Annotated in this window: 14 protein-coding genes; 8 read left to right on the top strand and 6 right to left on the bottom strand. The window is 61.6% G+C overall.

Features of this window, described 5'->3' with window-relative positions:
• The first annotated feature begins 8 nt into the window (after window positions 1-8).
• Entirely contained in the window at window positions 9-1145 is a 1137-nt protein-coding gene (locus tag C6558_RS25920) for a Gfo/Idh/MocA family protein (RefSeq protein WP_025427993.1), read from the top strand.
• Here the strand turns inward: C6558_RS25920 and C6558_RS25915 are convergent.
• From C6558_RS25915 to C6558_RS25890, 6 genes are all read right to left on the bottom strand, one after another.
• Window positions 1140-2186 (bottom strand): Gfo/Idh/MocA family protein, encoded by a 1047-nt coding sequence (locus C6558_RS25915; RefSeq protein WP_084814554.1) that lies wholly within the window; start codon window positions 2184-2186, stop codon window positions 1140-1142. The genes C6558_RS25920 and C6558_RS25915 overlap by 6 nt on opposite strands.
• 297 nt (window positions 2187-2483) lie before the next feature.
• The gene (locus C6558_RS25910; RefSeq protein WP_025427991.1) at window positions 2484-2828 is read right to left on the bottom strand and encodes a helix-turn-helix transcriptional regulator; all 345 of its coding nucleotides are present in this window, start codon (window positions 2826-2828) and stop codon (window positions 2484-2486) included.
• Window positions 2829-2947: 119 nt separating this feature from the next.
• Window positions 2948-3691 (bottom strand): HugZ family protein, encoded by a 744-nt coding sequence (locus C6558_RS25905; protein WP_025427990.1) that lies wholly within the window; start codon window positions 3689-3691, stop codon window positions 2948-2950.
• 90 nt (window positions 3692-3781) lie between these two features.
• A complete protein-coding gene (choV, locus tag C6558_RS25900) occupies window positions 3782-4831 on the bottom strand; it encodes a choline ABC transporter ATP-binding protein (RefSeq protein ID WP_025427989.1) in 1050 nt (349 codons plus the stop codon).
• On the bottom strand, window positions 4828-5673 hold the full coding sequence (gene choW, locus C6558_RS25895) for a choline ABC transporter permease subunit (protein ID WP_025427988.1): 846 nt from the start codon (window positions 5671-5673) through the stop codon (window positions 4828-4830). The genes choV and choW overlap by 4 nt, the downstream gene beginning before the upstream one ends.
• Window positions 5674-5754: 81 nt before the next feature.
• Window positions 5755-6711 carry a choline ABC transporter substrate-binding protein gene (locus tag C6558_RS25890; protein ID WP_025427987.1) on the bottom strand — a complete coding sequence of 319 codons (957 nt, stop codon included), beginning with the start codon at window positions 6709-6711 and terminating at the stop codon, window positions 5755-5757.
• Between the two features lie 270 nt (window positions 6712-6981).
• On the opposite strand from C6558_RS25890, the gene C6558_RS25885 reads away from it, so the two are divergent.
• From C6558_RS25885 to C6558_RS25855, 7 genes are all read left to right on the top strand, one after another.
• A complete protein-coding gene (locus tag C6558_RS25885; protein WP_025427986.1) occupies window positions 6982-7575 on the top strand; it encodes a thymidine kinase in 594 nt (197 codons plus the stop codon).
• A 158-nt stretch (window positions 7576-7733) separates the two neighbouring features.
• Window positions 7734-8132: a cytochrome c family protein gene (locus C6558_RS25880; RefSeq protein ID WP_371412300.1), complete on the top strand. Its 399-nt coding sequence runs from the start codon at window positions 7734-7736 to the stop codon at window positions 8130-8132.
• Window positions 8133-8297: 165 nt separating this feature from the next.
• Window positions 8298-9386, top strand: coding sequence for a hypothetical protein (locus tag C6558_RS25875; protein WP_107027894.1), 1089 nt, complete (start codon window positions 8298-8300; stop codon window positions 9384-9386).
• Between the two features lie 72 nt (window positions 9387-9458).
• On the top strand, window positions 9459-10607 hold the full coding sequence (locus C6558_RS25870) for a hypothetical protein (RefSeq protein WP_025427983.1): 1149 nt from the start codon (window positions 9459-9461) through the stop codon (window positions 10605-10607).
• Window positions 10608-10609: 2 nt separating this feature from the next.
• Window positions 10610-12526, top strand: a complete 1917-nt coding sequence (locus C6558_RS25865; protein ID WP_057221003.1) for an AAA family ATPase — start codon at window positions 10610-10612, stop codon at window positions 12524-12526.
• A gap of 19 nt (window positions 12527-12545) precedes the next feature.
• Window positions 12546-13835 (top strand): DUF6638 family protein, encoded by a 1290-nt coding sequence (locus C6558_RS25860; protein ID WP_025427981.1) that lies wholly within the window; start codon window positions 12546-12548, stop codon window positions 13833-13835.
• 3 nt (window positions 13836-13838) lie between these two features.
• On the top strand, window positions 13839-15062 hold the full coding sequence (locus tag C6558_RS25855) for a DUF2333 family protein (protein WP_025427980.1): 1224 nt from the start codon (window positions 13839-13841) through the stop codon (window positions 15060-15062).
• Window positions 15063-15144 lie beyond the last annotated feature (82 nt).

Raw genomic sequence — 15144 nt, 5'->3', positions numbered from 1 at the left:
CTGCAGCAATGACCGGGATAGCCTTTGTCGGAACCGGCTTCGTTGCCGACTACTACATGACGACGCTTGCCAACCATCCGCAACTGCGCCTCGCCGGCGTCTGGGATCGCGATGAAGCCCGCCTGGCGGCGTTTGCCGGCTACTGGAAGGTCAACCGCTACGCTTCACTGGACGCGGCGCTGGCGGATCCCGCGGTCACGATCGTCGTCAATCTGACGACGCCGGAAAGCCACTACATGGTAAATCGCGCAGCACTTCTGGCCGGCAAGCATGTCTATTGCGAAAAGCCGCTGGCCATGGATGTCGAGCAGGCCAGCGAGCTGGTGGATCTGGCGCGAGTGCGGGGGATGGTGCTTGCCGGTGCGCCGGCCAATGCGCTCAGCGAAGCGCACGCGCTCTGCACCTCGCTTCTTGCGAGCGGCGCCATCGGCACGCCACGCCTCGTCTATGCGGAAATGGAAGATGGTCCGGTGTTCCAAGCCAACTGGCGCGAGTGGCGCAGCCGTTCCGGCGCCCGCTGGCCCGGCGTGCATGAGTTCGAAGTCGGCTGCACACTCGAACATGCAGGTTATGCCGCAAGCTGGCTCGTTTCGCTGTTCGGACCGGTTGCCGAAGTCAGCGCCATTTCCGCCCTGACCTTCCCGGACAAGGGGCCGGGCACGGAAAACTTAAGCCTTGGCCCGGATTTTTCGGTCGGTTGCCTTTCCTTCCGCTCCGGCGTGACGGCTCGTGTGACCTGCGGGCTTGCGGCTCCGCGCGACCGCTCGCTGACCATCATCGGCGACAAGGGCACCATCGTCGTGCGCGATCTCTGGGACAACCGCTCGCCCATACATCTGGAGGCCTTCGGGGCGAAGCGCCCGCTGCAACACCGTATCCTCGACTGGGTCGAGTGGAAGGTCGGCCGCAAGCTGCCGCTCCGGCTCTATGCCGGCCGGAAGGTACGCTATCCTGCCCGGGTCGTGGCGTCGCAATTGCCCGCCTATCCCTCGAAGATCGATTTCGTTGGCGGGATTGCCGCCCAGGCCGAGGCGATCGCTCGTGGGGAAACGCCGTACTTCTCCGGCGCGACCGCGCGCCATCTGACCGAGATCGTGCTTGCGCTCAACAGCGGTCGTCAGGGCTATCGCCCGCTCGATCTATGACGGCGGTAAAGCACGGATCGTCTCGATGATTTCGATCGCCTGGATGCTGCGCGATGTCGGCATCAGGATGTGCTCGTGCCAGCCCTCCAGGATCGCCGCACTTGCCGCCTCGATCTCGAATTGCAGTCCGTTGCCCGGGAACGGCAGATCGAAGCGTTGAAGGCCGGGCAAGGAGACGCGCCTGGCAATGCGCGTCAGCATCTTTGCCCACGGGCCCTGGCCCCGAGGTGCGATGACTTTGCGGACAAGACCGTTGTCGCCAAGAAACAGTCGGCTCGCCTTCAGAAACGGCGCGTCGATGACGAGGGTGCCGCGATCGCCGTCGATGATGAACCGATTGTCGCCGTCGCGGTCGAAGCCGCAGGAAAGATGGGCCTGGAAGCCGGTGTAGGAAAGCCGCATTTCGGCCGAAAGATCGACGCCGGTGGGCGCGCTTTGCCAGCGTCCGTCGACCGCCCGTGGTTGTCCGAACAGGTTGAGGCACAGGGACAGTGGATAAATGCCGAGGTCGAGCAGCGATCCGCCGCCGAGCCTTGCGTCGAAGAAGCGGCTGGTGGGATCGAATGGTTTTTCATAGGCAAGCTCGGCTATGACATGCCGGATGCCGCCGAGAGCCTCTGCGCCGAGCAGGGTCCGGACTTTGGCGATCGCTGGCAGGAAGCAGGTCCACATGCCTTCCATGGCGAAAAGGTTTTTGGCTGCAGCCAAGGCTGCGAGTGAGCGCGCATCGTCGAACGACGTTGCCAGCGGCTTTTCGACCAGCACAGTTTTGTTCGCCGACAGGAAGACGATCGCGTGCTCCAGGTGCACGGCGTTTGGCGAGGCGACATAGACGGCATCGATACCTGGATCGGCGGCAAAGGCATCGATGCTGGAATGGCTGGCGATGCCGCCGAAACGGGCGGCGAAGGCGTTGGCCTTCTCCTTGCTCCGGGAATAGACAGCGGCCAGCTCAGCATTGCCGGTAAACTGGATATCGGACGCGAAGCTGTTCGCGATCGCGCCGGTACCAGCGATGCCCCAACGGACCTTGTCTTGCATTGCGTGAAACCCGATGTCCCGGCAGTAGGTTCAAAATGCTACAGCGTCCTTTGCGCGTCATATTTGAGGCGCGGCGCTGTAATGTCCGGGCGCATCCTGACCCCGAAACCTCAAGGCCGCGTAAACATCGCAGGCAAGCCCCTGGCAACATTGACGGTCGATGTTACCTGGGCAACGAGGCACTTCGGCCGGGCAATGGCTTGCCCCGTCTGCCGATCTTCCAGAAAAGAGTAAGCCCCGCGCGATTTCTCGTGTGGGGCTACTTCAGGGCATGATCCCTGTTACGGACTGAGTAGGTCAGGCCGAGCGGCGGACCAAAGTCTTTTCTGTCACGGCATTTGCTTCGACGCCGTAGATATCGGAGAGCGTACCCAGAATTCTCATGACCGCGTCGGACGAGCTGGAATAGTAGATCGTCTGAGCGTCACGGCGAGTGCTGACCAGATTCTGGGCTCTCAGTTTGGACAGGTGCTGGGACAGGGCGGACTGGCTCAAGCCCACCTTATTGGCCAATGCGCCGACAGCCATCTCTTCCTTGACAAGGGAATCGAGGATGAGAAGGCGCTTAGGATTTGCCATGGCCGAGAGGAAGCCAGCTGCTATCTCAGCTTCATCGTGTTTTTCAGGCGAAAGTGGCTGCATTGCGTGCTCCATGCGAAAATTACATCACACGTAGTTATGGTTGACGAAGGACGATAATTAGTCGTGATGCATAAAAGGGCAACCACCTACTGCAAGAAATGGGGGTATCTGGCGAGCGATTAACCGTAAAGTTCGCGCAAAAGTGGCCGTAACTCCGAGCTGTCCCGCATTGGCGCGGGGAACTCGAGCCGCTTCAGTTGGTCGCCAAGGGCCAGATCCAGGCCGGCAGCGTCGATACCGACCACTTTCCAGTCACCCTCCGGGCCGTTGCAAAGTTTTTCAGCGTAAAATCTGACCGCTTCGGCATGATCGGCGTTCATATGCTCGATAGCGCCTGCTTCCATGGCGGCGAGCGATGCGGTGGCGGGTGATTCGATCACCAGATCCTGCGCGGTCAGCACATAGGCGCGGCCGAAACCACCGTTAAGGCTGGCGCGTAACGGGTTCAGGCGGAAGAAACCGAAATCCGGAAAATCGACATAGAGCTTCGATTTCGGATGGCGGCGAACGAATCGTTCGCGGATGCGGGCATGGGCATCCGAATCACGCGAGATCGCTTCGGCCTCGCACTGAACCGTCAGCCGTGGATGGGCGAGGGGATCGCCCTTGCCGGGGTCGCCCGTCAGCAGCGAGGCGCGCGTGTCGGCAAGCAGTGCCTTGGTATGGGTCGACAGCTTGGAAATCAGGATCAATGGCACGCCGTCGACATCCATGCCGACGAGAACGCGACTGACGAAAGGAAACCCACCGCTCTCCGGTTCGATCGCCGCAAGCGAGCCGCTGCGTGCGCCGCGCAGAAGCGTGTGCGCAAGCTTGCGCGCCTCGTCATCGGTTTCGCGCAATACGTTCGGTTTGTCGGTCATTCGTCGGTCCTTCCAGAAATTCAAGCGCGGTTCCAGACGAAAAAGCCCGGAACTGGTGCCGGGCTTTTATTGGCTTCTTGTGCGTTTTCGTCAACTTTTGTTGCGGTGTCGCGTCAGGCCTTCAACGATGTTTTGCGCGTTGATCGTGCCGACGACGGAGCCGTTGTCGACGACGCCGACGCTGCCCGGCTGTCGGGACATGGCGTCGAGGATATCGACGAGCGGCGTCGTCGGCTTGGCGGTCGCCGTCACGCCGGCCACGGCCGCTCCGCGTTGGATGCCGGTCTGCATCACGTCCTTTGCCGTCAGCATGCTGATCGGGTTCATGTGCTGGACGAAATCGGCGACATACTGGTTCGCCGGGTTTCTGACGATGTCCTGCGGGGTTCCGCACTGGATGATGCGGCCACCTTCCATGATGGCGATGCGGTTGCCGATGCGGAACGCCTCGTCGAGGTCATGGCTGACGAAGACGATTGTCTTCTTCAGGCGGCGCTGGAATTCGAGCAGTTCGTCCTGAAGCCGGGTGCGGATCAGCGGGTCGAGGGCCGAGAACGGTTCATCCATCAGGAGGATCGGCGCGCCGGTTGCAAAGGCGCGGGCAAGACCGACACGCTGTTGCATGCCGCCTGAAAGCTCGTTGACCTTGCGGTCGGCCCACTTCGTCAGGTTGACGAGCTCTAGCTGCTCGCCGACGCGGGCCTTGCGTTCCGCGTCGGGCATGCCGGCAAGCTCTAGGCCGAAGCCGACATTGTCGGCGACGGTGCGCCAGGGCAAGAGCGCGAACTGCTGGAACACCATCGACACAGTGTGCATGCGGAAGTCGCGCAGCGACTTTGGTGTGGTGCGATAGGGGTTGAGCGGCCCGTTTGCGGTCTTGACCTCGACCTCGCCGCGAACGACGGGCGCAAGGCCGTTGACGGCGCGGAGCAGCGTCGACTTGCCAGAGCCTGACAGCCCCATCAACACGAGGATTTCACCCTCGTTGATCGCGAGCGACGCACCGGCGACACCCAGCACCAGGCCGGTTGCGGCGCCGATTTCGTCACGGGTCTTGCCCTGGTCAACCATCTGGAGCGCGGTCTGCGGATTGTTGCCGAAGATGATGTCGACATTCTTGAAAACGACGGCGTCGGTCATGCACCCTCTCCTTCGTCGGACGAGCGGAACAGGCGGTCGAGGATGATGGCGAGGATGACGATGCAGAGACCAGCCTCGAAACCCTTGGCGACGTTCACCGAGTTCAGTGCGCGAAGCACGGGAACGCCAAGGCCGTTGGCGCCGACGAGTGCGGCGATGACCACCATCGACAGGGAGAGCATGATCGTCTGGGTAAGGCCCGCCATGATCTGCGGCATGGCGAAGGGAAGCTCGACCTTGCGCAGCACCTGGCCGGGTGTCGCGCCGAAGGCCTGTGCCGCCTCCACCAGCGAGGGCGGCGTCGAGATGATGCCGAGACGGGTGAGGCGGATCGGTGCGGGAATGGCGAAGATCACCGTTGCGATCAGGCCCGGCACCATGCCGAGACCGAAGAGAATGAGCGCGGGGATCAGATAGACGAAGGTCGGGATCGTCTGCATCAGGTCGAGGATCGGCCGCATGACGGAGTAGACCCAGGCCCGGCGCGCGGCGGCAATGCCGAGCGGAACGCCGACGGCCATGCTGACGACGCTGGCCGCCAGCACCAGCGCCAGCGTTTCCGTCGTTTCCTTCCAGTAGCCCTGATTGATGATCAGCAGCAATCCGAGGCCGGTGAACAGTGTCACGCCGAGCGAACGGCGGAACCACCAGGCGAGTGCGGTGATAACCGCAACGACGATCAGCGGGTGCGGCGTCTGCAAGATATAAAGCAGAACGCCGACGACGCCGGACAGGAAGCGAGCGAGCTGGTCGAAGAACAACTCGAAGTTCGTCGTCAGCCAGTCGACGAACGCCTTGGCCCAGCCGCCAATGGGAATGCGGTATTCTGTCAGAAATTCCACAGGGTGAATCCGTCTCGTCAGATCAACACTATCGCGCGATGCGGTGAAAAAAGGCGGGGACTTCCCCCGCCTTGCTGCCGGTCAGAGCCCGAGCGCGGTCTTGACAGCGGCGAGACCTTCGCCGCCATCCTTGGTCGTGACGCCGGCAAGCCATGGGTCGATCGCCGTCGGGTTGGCCTTCAGCCATTCCGTTGCGGCAGCGTCCGGCTCCTTGCCGTCATTCAGGATCTTGCCCATGATCTCGTTTTCCATCTGCAGCGAGAACTTGAGGTTCGTGAGCAGCTTGCCGACATTAGGGCATTCGGTGGTGTAGCCGGCGCGCACATTGGTAAAGACGCTGGCGCCGCCGAAATTGGCGCCGAAGATGTCGTCGCCGCCGGAGAGATAGGTGAGCTTGAAATTGGCGTTCATCGGATGCGGTTCCCAGCCGAGGAACACGATCGGCGCGCCATCCTTCTCGGAGCGGGCGACCTGAGCCAGCATGCCCTGTTCGGAGGATTCGACAACTTCGAAACCCTTGAGCCCGAAGGTGTCCTTGTCGACCATGTCGATGATCAGGCGGTTGCCGTCATTGCCCGGCTCGATGCCGTAGATCTTGCCCTCGAGCGCGTCCTTCTTGGTGGCGATGTCCTTGAAGTCCTTGATGCCGAGTTCGGCACCCTTGGCGTTGGTCGCCAGCGTGTATTTCGCGCCTTCGAGGTTCGGTCCGAAGGATTCGACCGACTTGTCGTCGAGATAGGGGCGCACGTCGTTTTCCTGGGTCGGCATCCAGTTGCCGAGGAAGATGTCGATGTCCTTGTTTTTGAGCGAGGTGTAGGTGACCGGAACGGAGAGAACCTTGATATCCGTCTCGTAGCCCAGGCCCTTGAGGACAGCGGAAACCGTAGCGGTGGTGGCGGTGATATCGGTCCATCCGACGTCGGAGAACCGGACGGTGCCACAGTTTTCAGGCTCGGCTGCCGCGGCGTTTCCGGCAACAAGGGCAGCCACCGAAACGGCGCCCGCGAGCATGAATTTGAGAGAGAGTGCTTTGTTCATCGTTGTCGTTCCCCTGCCTCTATTATTGTTTTAGCCAAACACATTGGAGCTTTAGCCAAACACCATTGGATAGCGAATTCAAGCGCTTTGATGTCGAAGGAAGTGTATTGCGTCAATACGCGGACGGGATGCACGCTGCGACGCAGAATGTCGCAATGCCCACGAAATGGTCAAGTTGGGCGAAAAACTGTGGGTCGCGCAAACGGGCTCTGGCCTTCGGGCCCAAGCCTCGTCATGAACCGGCAAGACGATTTCCGGGAACGGCAGGATATGGCCAAACTCTATTTCAGCTATGCGACGATGAATGCGGGCAAGAGCACATTGCTGCTGCAGGCATCCTACAACTACCAGGAACGCGGCATGCGCGTCGTCATGCTGATCGCAGCGTTCGACGACCGTGCCGGCACCGGGCGCATTTCGTCACGCATCGGCCTCGATGCGGATGCCATTCCGTTCCACGGTGGCGACGATCTCTACGCGTTGATCGAAAAGCTCAACACCGATGGTGCGGGCCAGATTGCCTGCGTCTTCGTCGACGAAGCGCAGTTTCTCGACGAGGAGCAGGTCTGGCAGCTGGCGCGGGTCGCCGACCGCATCGGCGTTCCCGTCATGGCCTACGGGTTGCGCACCGATTTCCAAGGCAAGCTTTTTCCGGGCTCGATGGCGCTGCTGGCCATTGCCGACGAGCTGCGCGAAGTGCGCACGATCTGCGACTGCGGCCGCAAGGCGACCATGGTCGTCCGTCTCGACGGGCAGGGCAACGTCGTTCGCGAAGGCGCCCAGGTCGAGGTCGGCGGCAACGAGAAATATGTCTCCTATTGCCGGCGCCATTGGGAAGACAAGATGCGCTGCGACCCCGCCTGAAGCCGATAAACCGGATTCGATTCAGGGCGTTATGCCGCGAGTTTGCAGTGCTACAGCATCCTTCGCTCGTTCTATCGGACGCGCGGCATCGCGGTGCGACTGCATGGCGTCTTGAAAGCCACGCATTCTGGATGCCATGCTGATCCCGGTTTTCCCCGATGAGGTTCGCGATGCCGCGTCTGCTTCCCTATCTTCTGCTCTGTCTCTGTCTCGGAGCGACGCCCGGCCATGCTGGCGGTGACGCCAAGGCGGGGGCATCAGTCTTCCGTAAATGCGGCGCCTGCCACACGGCGACCGAGCCCAACAATAGGGTGGGGCCGAGCCTGATGGGCGTGATCGGCCGTCCGGCCGCCTCGGTCTCCAGCTACAGCTATTCGGAAGCGATGAAGGCCTTCGGATCCGAGGGGCATGTCTGGGACGAAGCGACGATGAGCGAATATCTCCTCAGCCCCAAGGCGATGGTCGGCGGCACCAAGATGAGCTTTGCCGGGCTGAAGAAGCCGCAGGACATTGCCGACGTCATCGCCTATCTCAAGGACCCATCCGCGGCCAAATAGGCAATGCCTTCGATATCTCAATCACTTCGACGGGACGGCTGACCAAAAAAGCCGGCCGGCGAGGCTTGTTCTCTTTCGATAAACACCCTTTATATACCTGCAATCGAAGGCTGAACAATTTGGCCCGGATGGCATCTGTTGCCTCAACCGATCCAGGGGGATGATATGGCGACTCTTCAGAATTTTGACGCGGAAATCGAGAAGACGAAAAGCGTTGTCGAGGAGATGCGCGGCAAGCTTGAGCAATCCGGCGTCGTGCTGGAGCAATTCGCCAAGGCCGAGACCAAGCTCGGCGACGTCAATTTCGATATCGAGAACGCCCGCATCCAGGACGTCATCAGCCAGCAGAAGGTGATGGAGGCCAACATCGCCGACCTGATCATCGGGCTCGAAGATGCGACCAACGTCTTCGGCTCCGAATTCGAGAGCATGAAGAACTATACCGGCTACGAGAAATTCATCGGCATGTTCTCCAAGCAGAAGATGCAGCGCATGCGCACCGACCGGGTGCGCAACATGTCGCTCGCCGGCAACCTGCAGGAGCTGCTGTCGAAATCCGATACCATCGTCGGCATCCTCAAGGACCAGAAGTCGATCCTCGACCAGCGCTACAAGACCTCCGAGCAGAGCCTGATCCAGGTGATCGAGCGCCGCAAGGGCACGATGTCCAATCTCGAAGCGGTGCAGAAGCGTATCGAGGAGCTCAACCCGCTGCTGCTCGACATCGAGAACCGCATTGCTGCGTCGACCGAGCAGAAGGTGCGCACCGAGCTTGAAGGCGAGCGCTCGGCGCTGGCGACGGAATACAACGAGAAGCAGGCGAAGGAGCAGGAGCTGCTGGCCGAGAGCCAGACGCTCGAGCGCTACACCTCGATGTTCCAGACCTTCGTCGATTCGCTCAACAACCAGATCGCCGCACAAAACACTCTGATCAACAAGCTGACGATCGATACCGAGCAGCGCATCGTGCTCTACAAGGCGCTCGAGGATTCGTTGAAGACCGCCGCCCAGCAGGATGTCGCCCACAAGATCAATACGCTCGGAAGCCAGGTCGATACGGCAGCGGAAGAGACGATGGCGGGCATCGGCGCCGCTGCCCAGCGCCATATCGGCGACTTGCTCGAAATGCACGAGAAGAACATGCTGTCGACGCAGGATATCCAGCGCCGCAAGAAGCTGGCCGACGATGCGTTTGCCCGACGCTTCCAGACGGTCATGGACAAGCACAACACCGCCAACTACGTGAAGCAGTGATCGGCGGCAGGGCACGGGCATGCACATGATAGGGTCCGAGTTTGCCTTGCGGCACGCGCCAGGGGGAACGGCATGAAAGTGGCTGCATCCCCCGCCGTGACGCAGTATTTCGCCTCGATCCATTCGGCTCTTGCCGGGCTCGAGCTGTTTCTCGGTGACCGCAATTCGCCGCTCTATCGCAATACGGTGGTCGGTGAGGTGATCGTTCCCTATCTCGCCCGGCTGAAAGCTTCGATCGCCTGCTGGGAGAACCGCATCGGCTTCGTCGATCAGTTCAGGATCTCCCGGGCCGAGAGCGGCTTCCCGGTTTTCCAGAACGTGCTCGAACTGGAAAACGACCGCCAGGCGGCGCCGAAGCGGCTTGCGGATATTCCCTCGGCCGATGCCCTGCGCGAGGAGATGGCCGACTTCATCCTTAGGCAGAAGGCTTTTCCTGAGGCGCTGCAGTCGCGCATGGCCGAGCGGCTCTATCTCGAGCAGATCGGCAAGGGCGAGATTTTTTCGCCGTTCATCCTGCCGGAAACGATCCGCGTTGCCGTCAACCCGAAGACGATGCGGCCCTATTACATCGTGAGCTGGGGCGCCTTCGACGGCACCCAGACCCTGCCGATGGTCTATATGGCGACGATCGAGGATTCCTCCGAGAAGATCGTCGAGATGCTCGTCACCGCGGATGGCAAGCTCAACCCACAGGTCGAGATTCCGCTGCCGGTCGGCGGCCTGCTCAATCCGGAGCTTGCCAGCCGCTTCGATGATTTCGCCTCTAAGAACAGCACCTACTCGCTGACGCCGGTGACGATCGCGACCAATATGGACAAGGATTTCCCCGAGCTGCACCCCAAGCAGTTGCGGCGCATCGTGCTTGGCCCGTTCTATTCGGCCGGGATCACCGAGAACAATGCGAAGATCAACGAGATCCTGTCCAAGGTGCGCAAGCCCGAAAATGCCTGGCTCTTGACCTGGACCGTGCAGGAGGTGTTTTCGAAGGCCGAACGCGCCGCACAGCGCGGCTTCTGGTCGACGACGCCGGCGCAGGAGGAATTCCACATCGACACCGACAATCTGGAGGCCACGCGCATGGGCGTTTCGTCCTACGAGAAACATGCGCTGGTGCCGCACGACGCCTATCAGGCGCTCTATGCATCGGGCGAGGCGGCCCAGGTGTTCGGTGACTACAAGGTGCATGTCATCTCCGGAAACCAGGTCGTGAGCGAGGTTTAAGCATGACGCTCAATACCGGGCTGACGACGCTGCACGAGGACGAGATCGCCAAGCACCAGGCGGTCGCGCAGGGGCTGGTGACCAAGCTGGTGATCCTCGAGCGGGACGAGGGATCAGCCGGCACACCGCTCGCCGGCACCGGGCGACGGTTTGTTTCGACGGTTTCGACCGGCGGCCAGCGCCGCACCCGCGAGGTCGAGCTTGCGCGCACGGTTCAGGCGGTGCGGCAGGGCGACCAGATGCTGTCGCCGGCGCAGCATGCGGTTCTCTACAGGACCCGTCGCGGCATCCAGGTGGCGCTGGCTGTCGCCGACGTCTTCGCGCGCCAGACGAACCTCGAACAGCTGCAGGCGCGCAACACGACCGCGCCGCTTGCCGGCGAGGACGCCAACCAGTTCAAGGCGCTGCTCAACGCTTCCGCCTATATCTCCGCCTTCACGCTGGCCGCCTATCTCGGCTCGACGCTGTCGGGCGAGGGCGAGCCGGTGGACGATGCCGTCGAGCCGGACTTCCTGTTCGATACGCCGCAGGATGCCCTGAAGGGGCTGATCGCGGCGCTCGACCGCAGCATTTCCGGTGCGGCCGACGATTTGGCGCTGACGGCGCGTGCCCGTGCGTTTTCGCGCGTTGCCATCGAAGGGCTTATTGCGCGCAAGGGCCGCTTTACCGGCCTGCAGAGCTTCGAGAACGTGCATATCCGGCTCGACCAGGACGACTTCACCCTGAACGGCTTCGACGTCGCGCCCGGCCAGAAGCGCAAGCCGCTGGTGATGACCTTCAAGAAACCGGAAGAGATCATCGGCAACCATATCGCCAAGTATCAGGCGCTGAAGCTTGCCAAGATGCTGATGGCCTATGACTTCGACCGACAGATGAACCCGTTCGTCGAACTTGGCGGCTTCCTGTTCACCTTTATCGGCGACGGCATGCCGGGCACCGGCAAGACGATCCTGATCCAGATGCTCGCCGGCATGCTCAACGAATATTGCGAGATCGCCGGCTACGCCTTCCACTACGAAAACTTCGGCGTCGACCAGATCTCCTCCTATCAGGGCAAATCGGGCCAGAACTGCAAGGAGTTCGTCAACAACGTCATCAACCCGCGCGCCATCGGCTTCGGCACCATCGACGATGTCGACCAGGTTGCGGCCAAGCGCTCCGACGACCGGGCATCGGCCGGCCAGCACGAGGTGACGGCGGTGCTGATGGAAAGCTTTGCCGGCGCATCGACGGTGGTGCGCGGCAACTGCACCTTCGGCATGTTCTCCAACTATCCCGAGAATGTCGACGATGCGCTGCGCCAGCGCGCCGGCGCCCGCTGGCTGGTCGACGGGCCGCAGACGGAAGACGACTATATCGACATCTTCGCGCTGCTCGTCGGCAAGAACCACAAGATCCCACTCGGCGAGCACGCGCTGTTCGAGGGACAGGAGATCAAGCGCGCCGTGTCGCAATCCTACGGGGCGCATTCGCGACCGCAGGAGGAGGGGCTGGTTTCCGTCTGGGAGCGGTACCAGAAGGAGAAGGGCGCGCTTGCCACGCTTGCCGATGTCGGCGCCTATCTGCACATGATCAAGGAGGCAGAGCCGCGCTTTACCGGCCGGGCGATCAAGAACATCACCGACGCGGTCAAGCTGAGGGCGATGGACGTCGAATTGCCCGACGACTGGTTCAAGGATGCCGGCTCGTTCATGCACAAGGGCTATGACGAGAAGAAAGCGATGATCGAGGCGCTTCGCGGCCCGATCACCATCGAGATGGTGCTGCAGGAAATCAACCGCTACGCCGACAGCGAATTCCGCTACACCGACAAGTCGGACGATGCCGCCGTCACCGACATCATCCGCCGCGAGCGCCAGCGCGAAAAGGCGATCCGCGAGATCGAGGCGATGAAACGCGACGGCCGGTGGCAGGGCTGATGGCGGGGAGCGCTGAGCTATGAAACGTCTGCTCGAAGCCGAGCTTATCTATGGACGCCTGCTCGATATCGCCGAGCCGCATCTGATCGCGCGCTACAACAAGGCGCTGGAGGGCTTTGGCCTGCGTCCGACGGCGCTGGAACGCTTCAGCATCGACATGACGGGGTTCTCGCCGGAGATTGCCGACGAGCTTGGCGATCGCGACTATCTCGACCCCAACCGGGTGAACCGCCGTTTCATCATCATGACGCCGGATCAGGCGGAACTGCCGGTGGTGCACACAAGCTTTTCCAACACGGCGGCGTTGATGCACGAGTTCTTCAACGCCAACAGTCGGGCGATCAACGCAGTGACGATCAAGGATGCACTCTACGGCGAGATCGAGGATTCGGTTTCCATCGTCGACGACATCGATGATCTGCTGTCGATCAACGAGGTGCGCTTCCGGGTGCTTTCCGCAGAAGACATGCTGGGCAAGGCGGCCGAACTCAGGAGCCTGGTCGACCGACTGAAGAAGGTGCCGACCGCCTGGACTGATGACGAGATGCTGAACCGCATGGTCGAACTGGCGAAGGTGACGGGCGACATCCGCCAGAACGCGCTGGTGCCGGATCAGCTGGTTTTCCGCCACGATGCCTTCTGGGCCAATCACTTCGGCGGCGTCTATGTCTTCCTCGACGAGAAGACGACGACCGTCATCTGCGACCCGTCGGTCCCCGGTTTCCGCCGGTCGCGGCCCTGGCAGGTCAGCTACATCGCGATCGACGATCACGCCCGCATCTACGATTTCCTGGCCTCGACAAAGCGGTTGCAACTGCCCCAGGCGTCCTGGGTCGAGGACTCAGGGCTCTACCAGCATCGCGCCGACATGGTGGTGCGCGGTTTGATCAACGATGCCGATCCGACGACGGATCTTGCCCGCGCCGACCGGATCTGGCTGCAGACCTGGATGCATCGCAACGCGGCACTCGTTGCCCAGGATGCCACCTATCCCTTCCTGCAGGAGATGCAGCGCATGGTGCAGACGACGGGCAGCATCCGGATGCAGGATGTCGCGCCGGCAAACCGCTTCATGCTGGTGAGGGCCGCGCCCGTTCATCCCGATCAGTGGCTGGTCAACCGCTTGATCGCCCAGCTCGTTCCCCGCGATTTCGTTTCCCGCTTCGTCTTCGACAAGCAGGGGTTTTATGACGCCTACGAGCGTTACAGCGAAAAGTTCAGGGAATATGTTGTGACGACCTTGACCGGCACATATCTCAAGGACAAGGCGGCCTTCCGCCGCAAGCTTTACGGCCTCAGAGAGGAATAGGACATGTTTGATCCGATCGTCGCGTTTTTCCAGCGTGTCTTTACCGCGATCGGTCGCGGCATCGGCCTGGCCGTTGCCTGGCTGCTGTGGCCGTTCGTTGCGCTTGGAAACTGGTATCGCCAGCGCAACTGGATCATCAAGGGGCCGATCGGCATCATCCTGCTCGGCCTGATCTTCTTCTACGGCTATTTCATCTGGCAGACCCAGGCCTGGACGAATTTCGATGCCGACTATGTTGATCGCTACAAGCTCGCCGAGCGCAAGGTACCGGCGGGTTCGCCTGTGGCGGGGCCCGGTGTCACGACCGGACAAACGACGACCGGCGCAGCGGCAGCCAACCAGGCGGCCGCGGTTACGCCGCCGGCCGAAGTTACGCCTGAGGCACTTGCCGCCGTGCAACTGCCCGCCGGGACCCAGTGCCAGACCTCGGCGATCGTCGATGTCGCGGCCGATCTCATCGATTTCAACGTCAATGAGAATGCCTGGATTTCGTCGATGCTGCTCTACAAGGTCGGCTTCTTCGGCCTCGATTGGGACGATACGCCTTGGCTCGACAACAAGGCATCGTTCCAGCGCGGCATCAACCAGGCGGTTCGCCGTACCTCGGTTGAACTGGTCGATTCACTCGGTCGCGTTCGCGGCACGTCAGGCATCAACAACGATCTGCAGCGGGCGCGTGGCAACATCCAGTTCGACGAGGAGACCTGGTACTTCGGCCTCAATCCGTTTGGCCCGAAGACCCCGACACCGAGCTTCTATCGCGCTGCCATGCGGGACATGCGCACCTTCAACACCACGCTTGCCAAGTGCGATGCCGTCTTTGACGGTCGCGCCGATAACCTGGTGGAGTTCCTCGACCGCATCGCCAACGATCTCGGCAACACCTCGGCGATCATTCGCGAGCGCTCGGAAAACCACAATGGCGGCTGGTTCGACACGCGTGCCGACGACCGTTTCTGGTTCGCCTACGGACAGCTCTACGGTTACTACGGCATCCTTTCGGCTGCCGGCGCCGACTTCGAGAACGTCGTCGCCCAGCGCGGCCTGACGCCGATCTGGACGGAAACGATCAAGCAGCTGCGCTCGGCACTTCGCATCCAGCCGTTCATCATCTCCAACGGCGAAGAGGCCGGCTGGATCATGCCGACGCATCTGGCGACCATGGGCTTCTATATCCTGCGGGTGCGCTCCAACATCGTCGAGATGCGCGACATTCTCGCGCGATAAAGATCAGCGCCTGATGGGCGGCAGCTCCAGCCGGAGTTGTGCCTTCCGGCGAAGGTGCAAGAAACGCCTCATCCCGAATGGG

The sequence above is a fragment of the Ensifer sp. NM-2 genome (assembly GCF_003024455.1).
Classification (GTDB): Bacteria; Pseudomonadota; Alphaproteobacteria; order Rhizobiales; family Rhizobiaceae; genus Ensifer; species Ensifer canadensis.
Note: the sequence above shows the minus strand (reverse complement) of the source record. Positions and strands in the feature narration are given on the sequence as shown.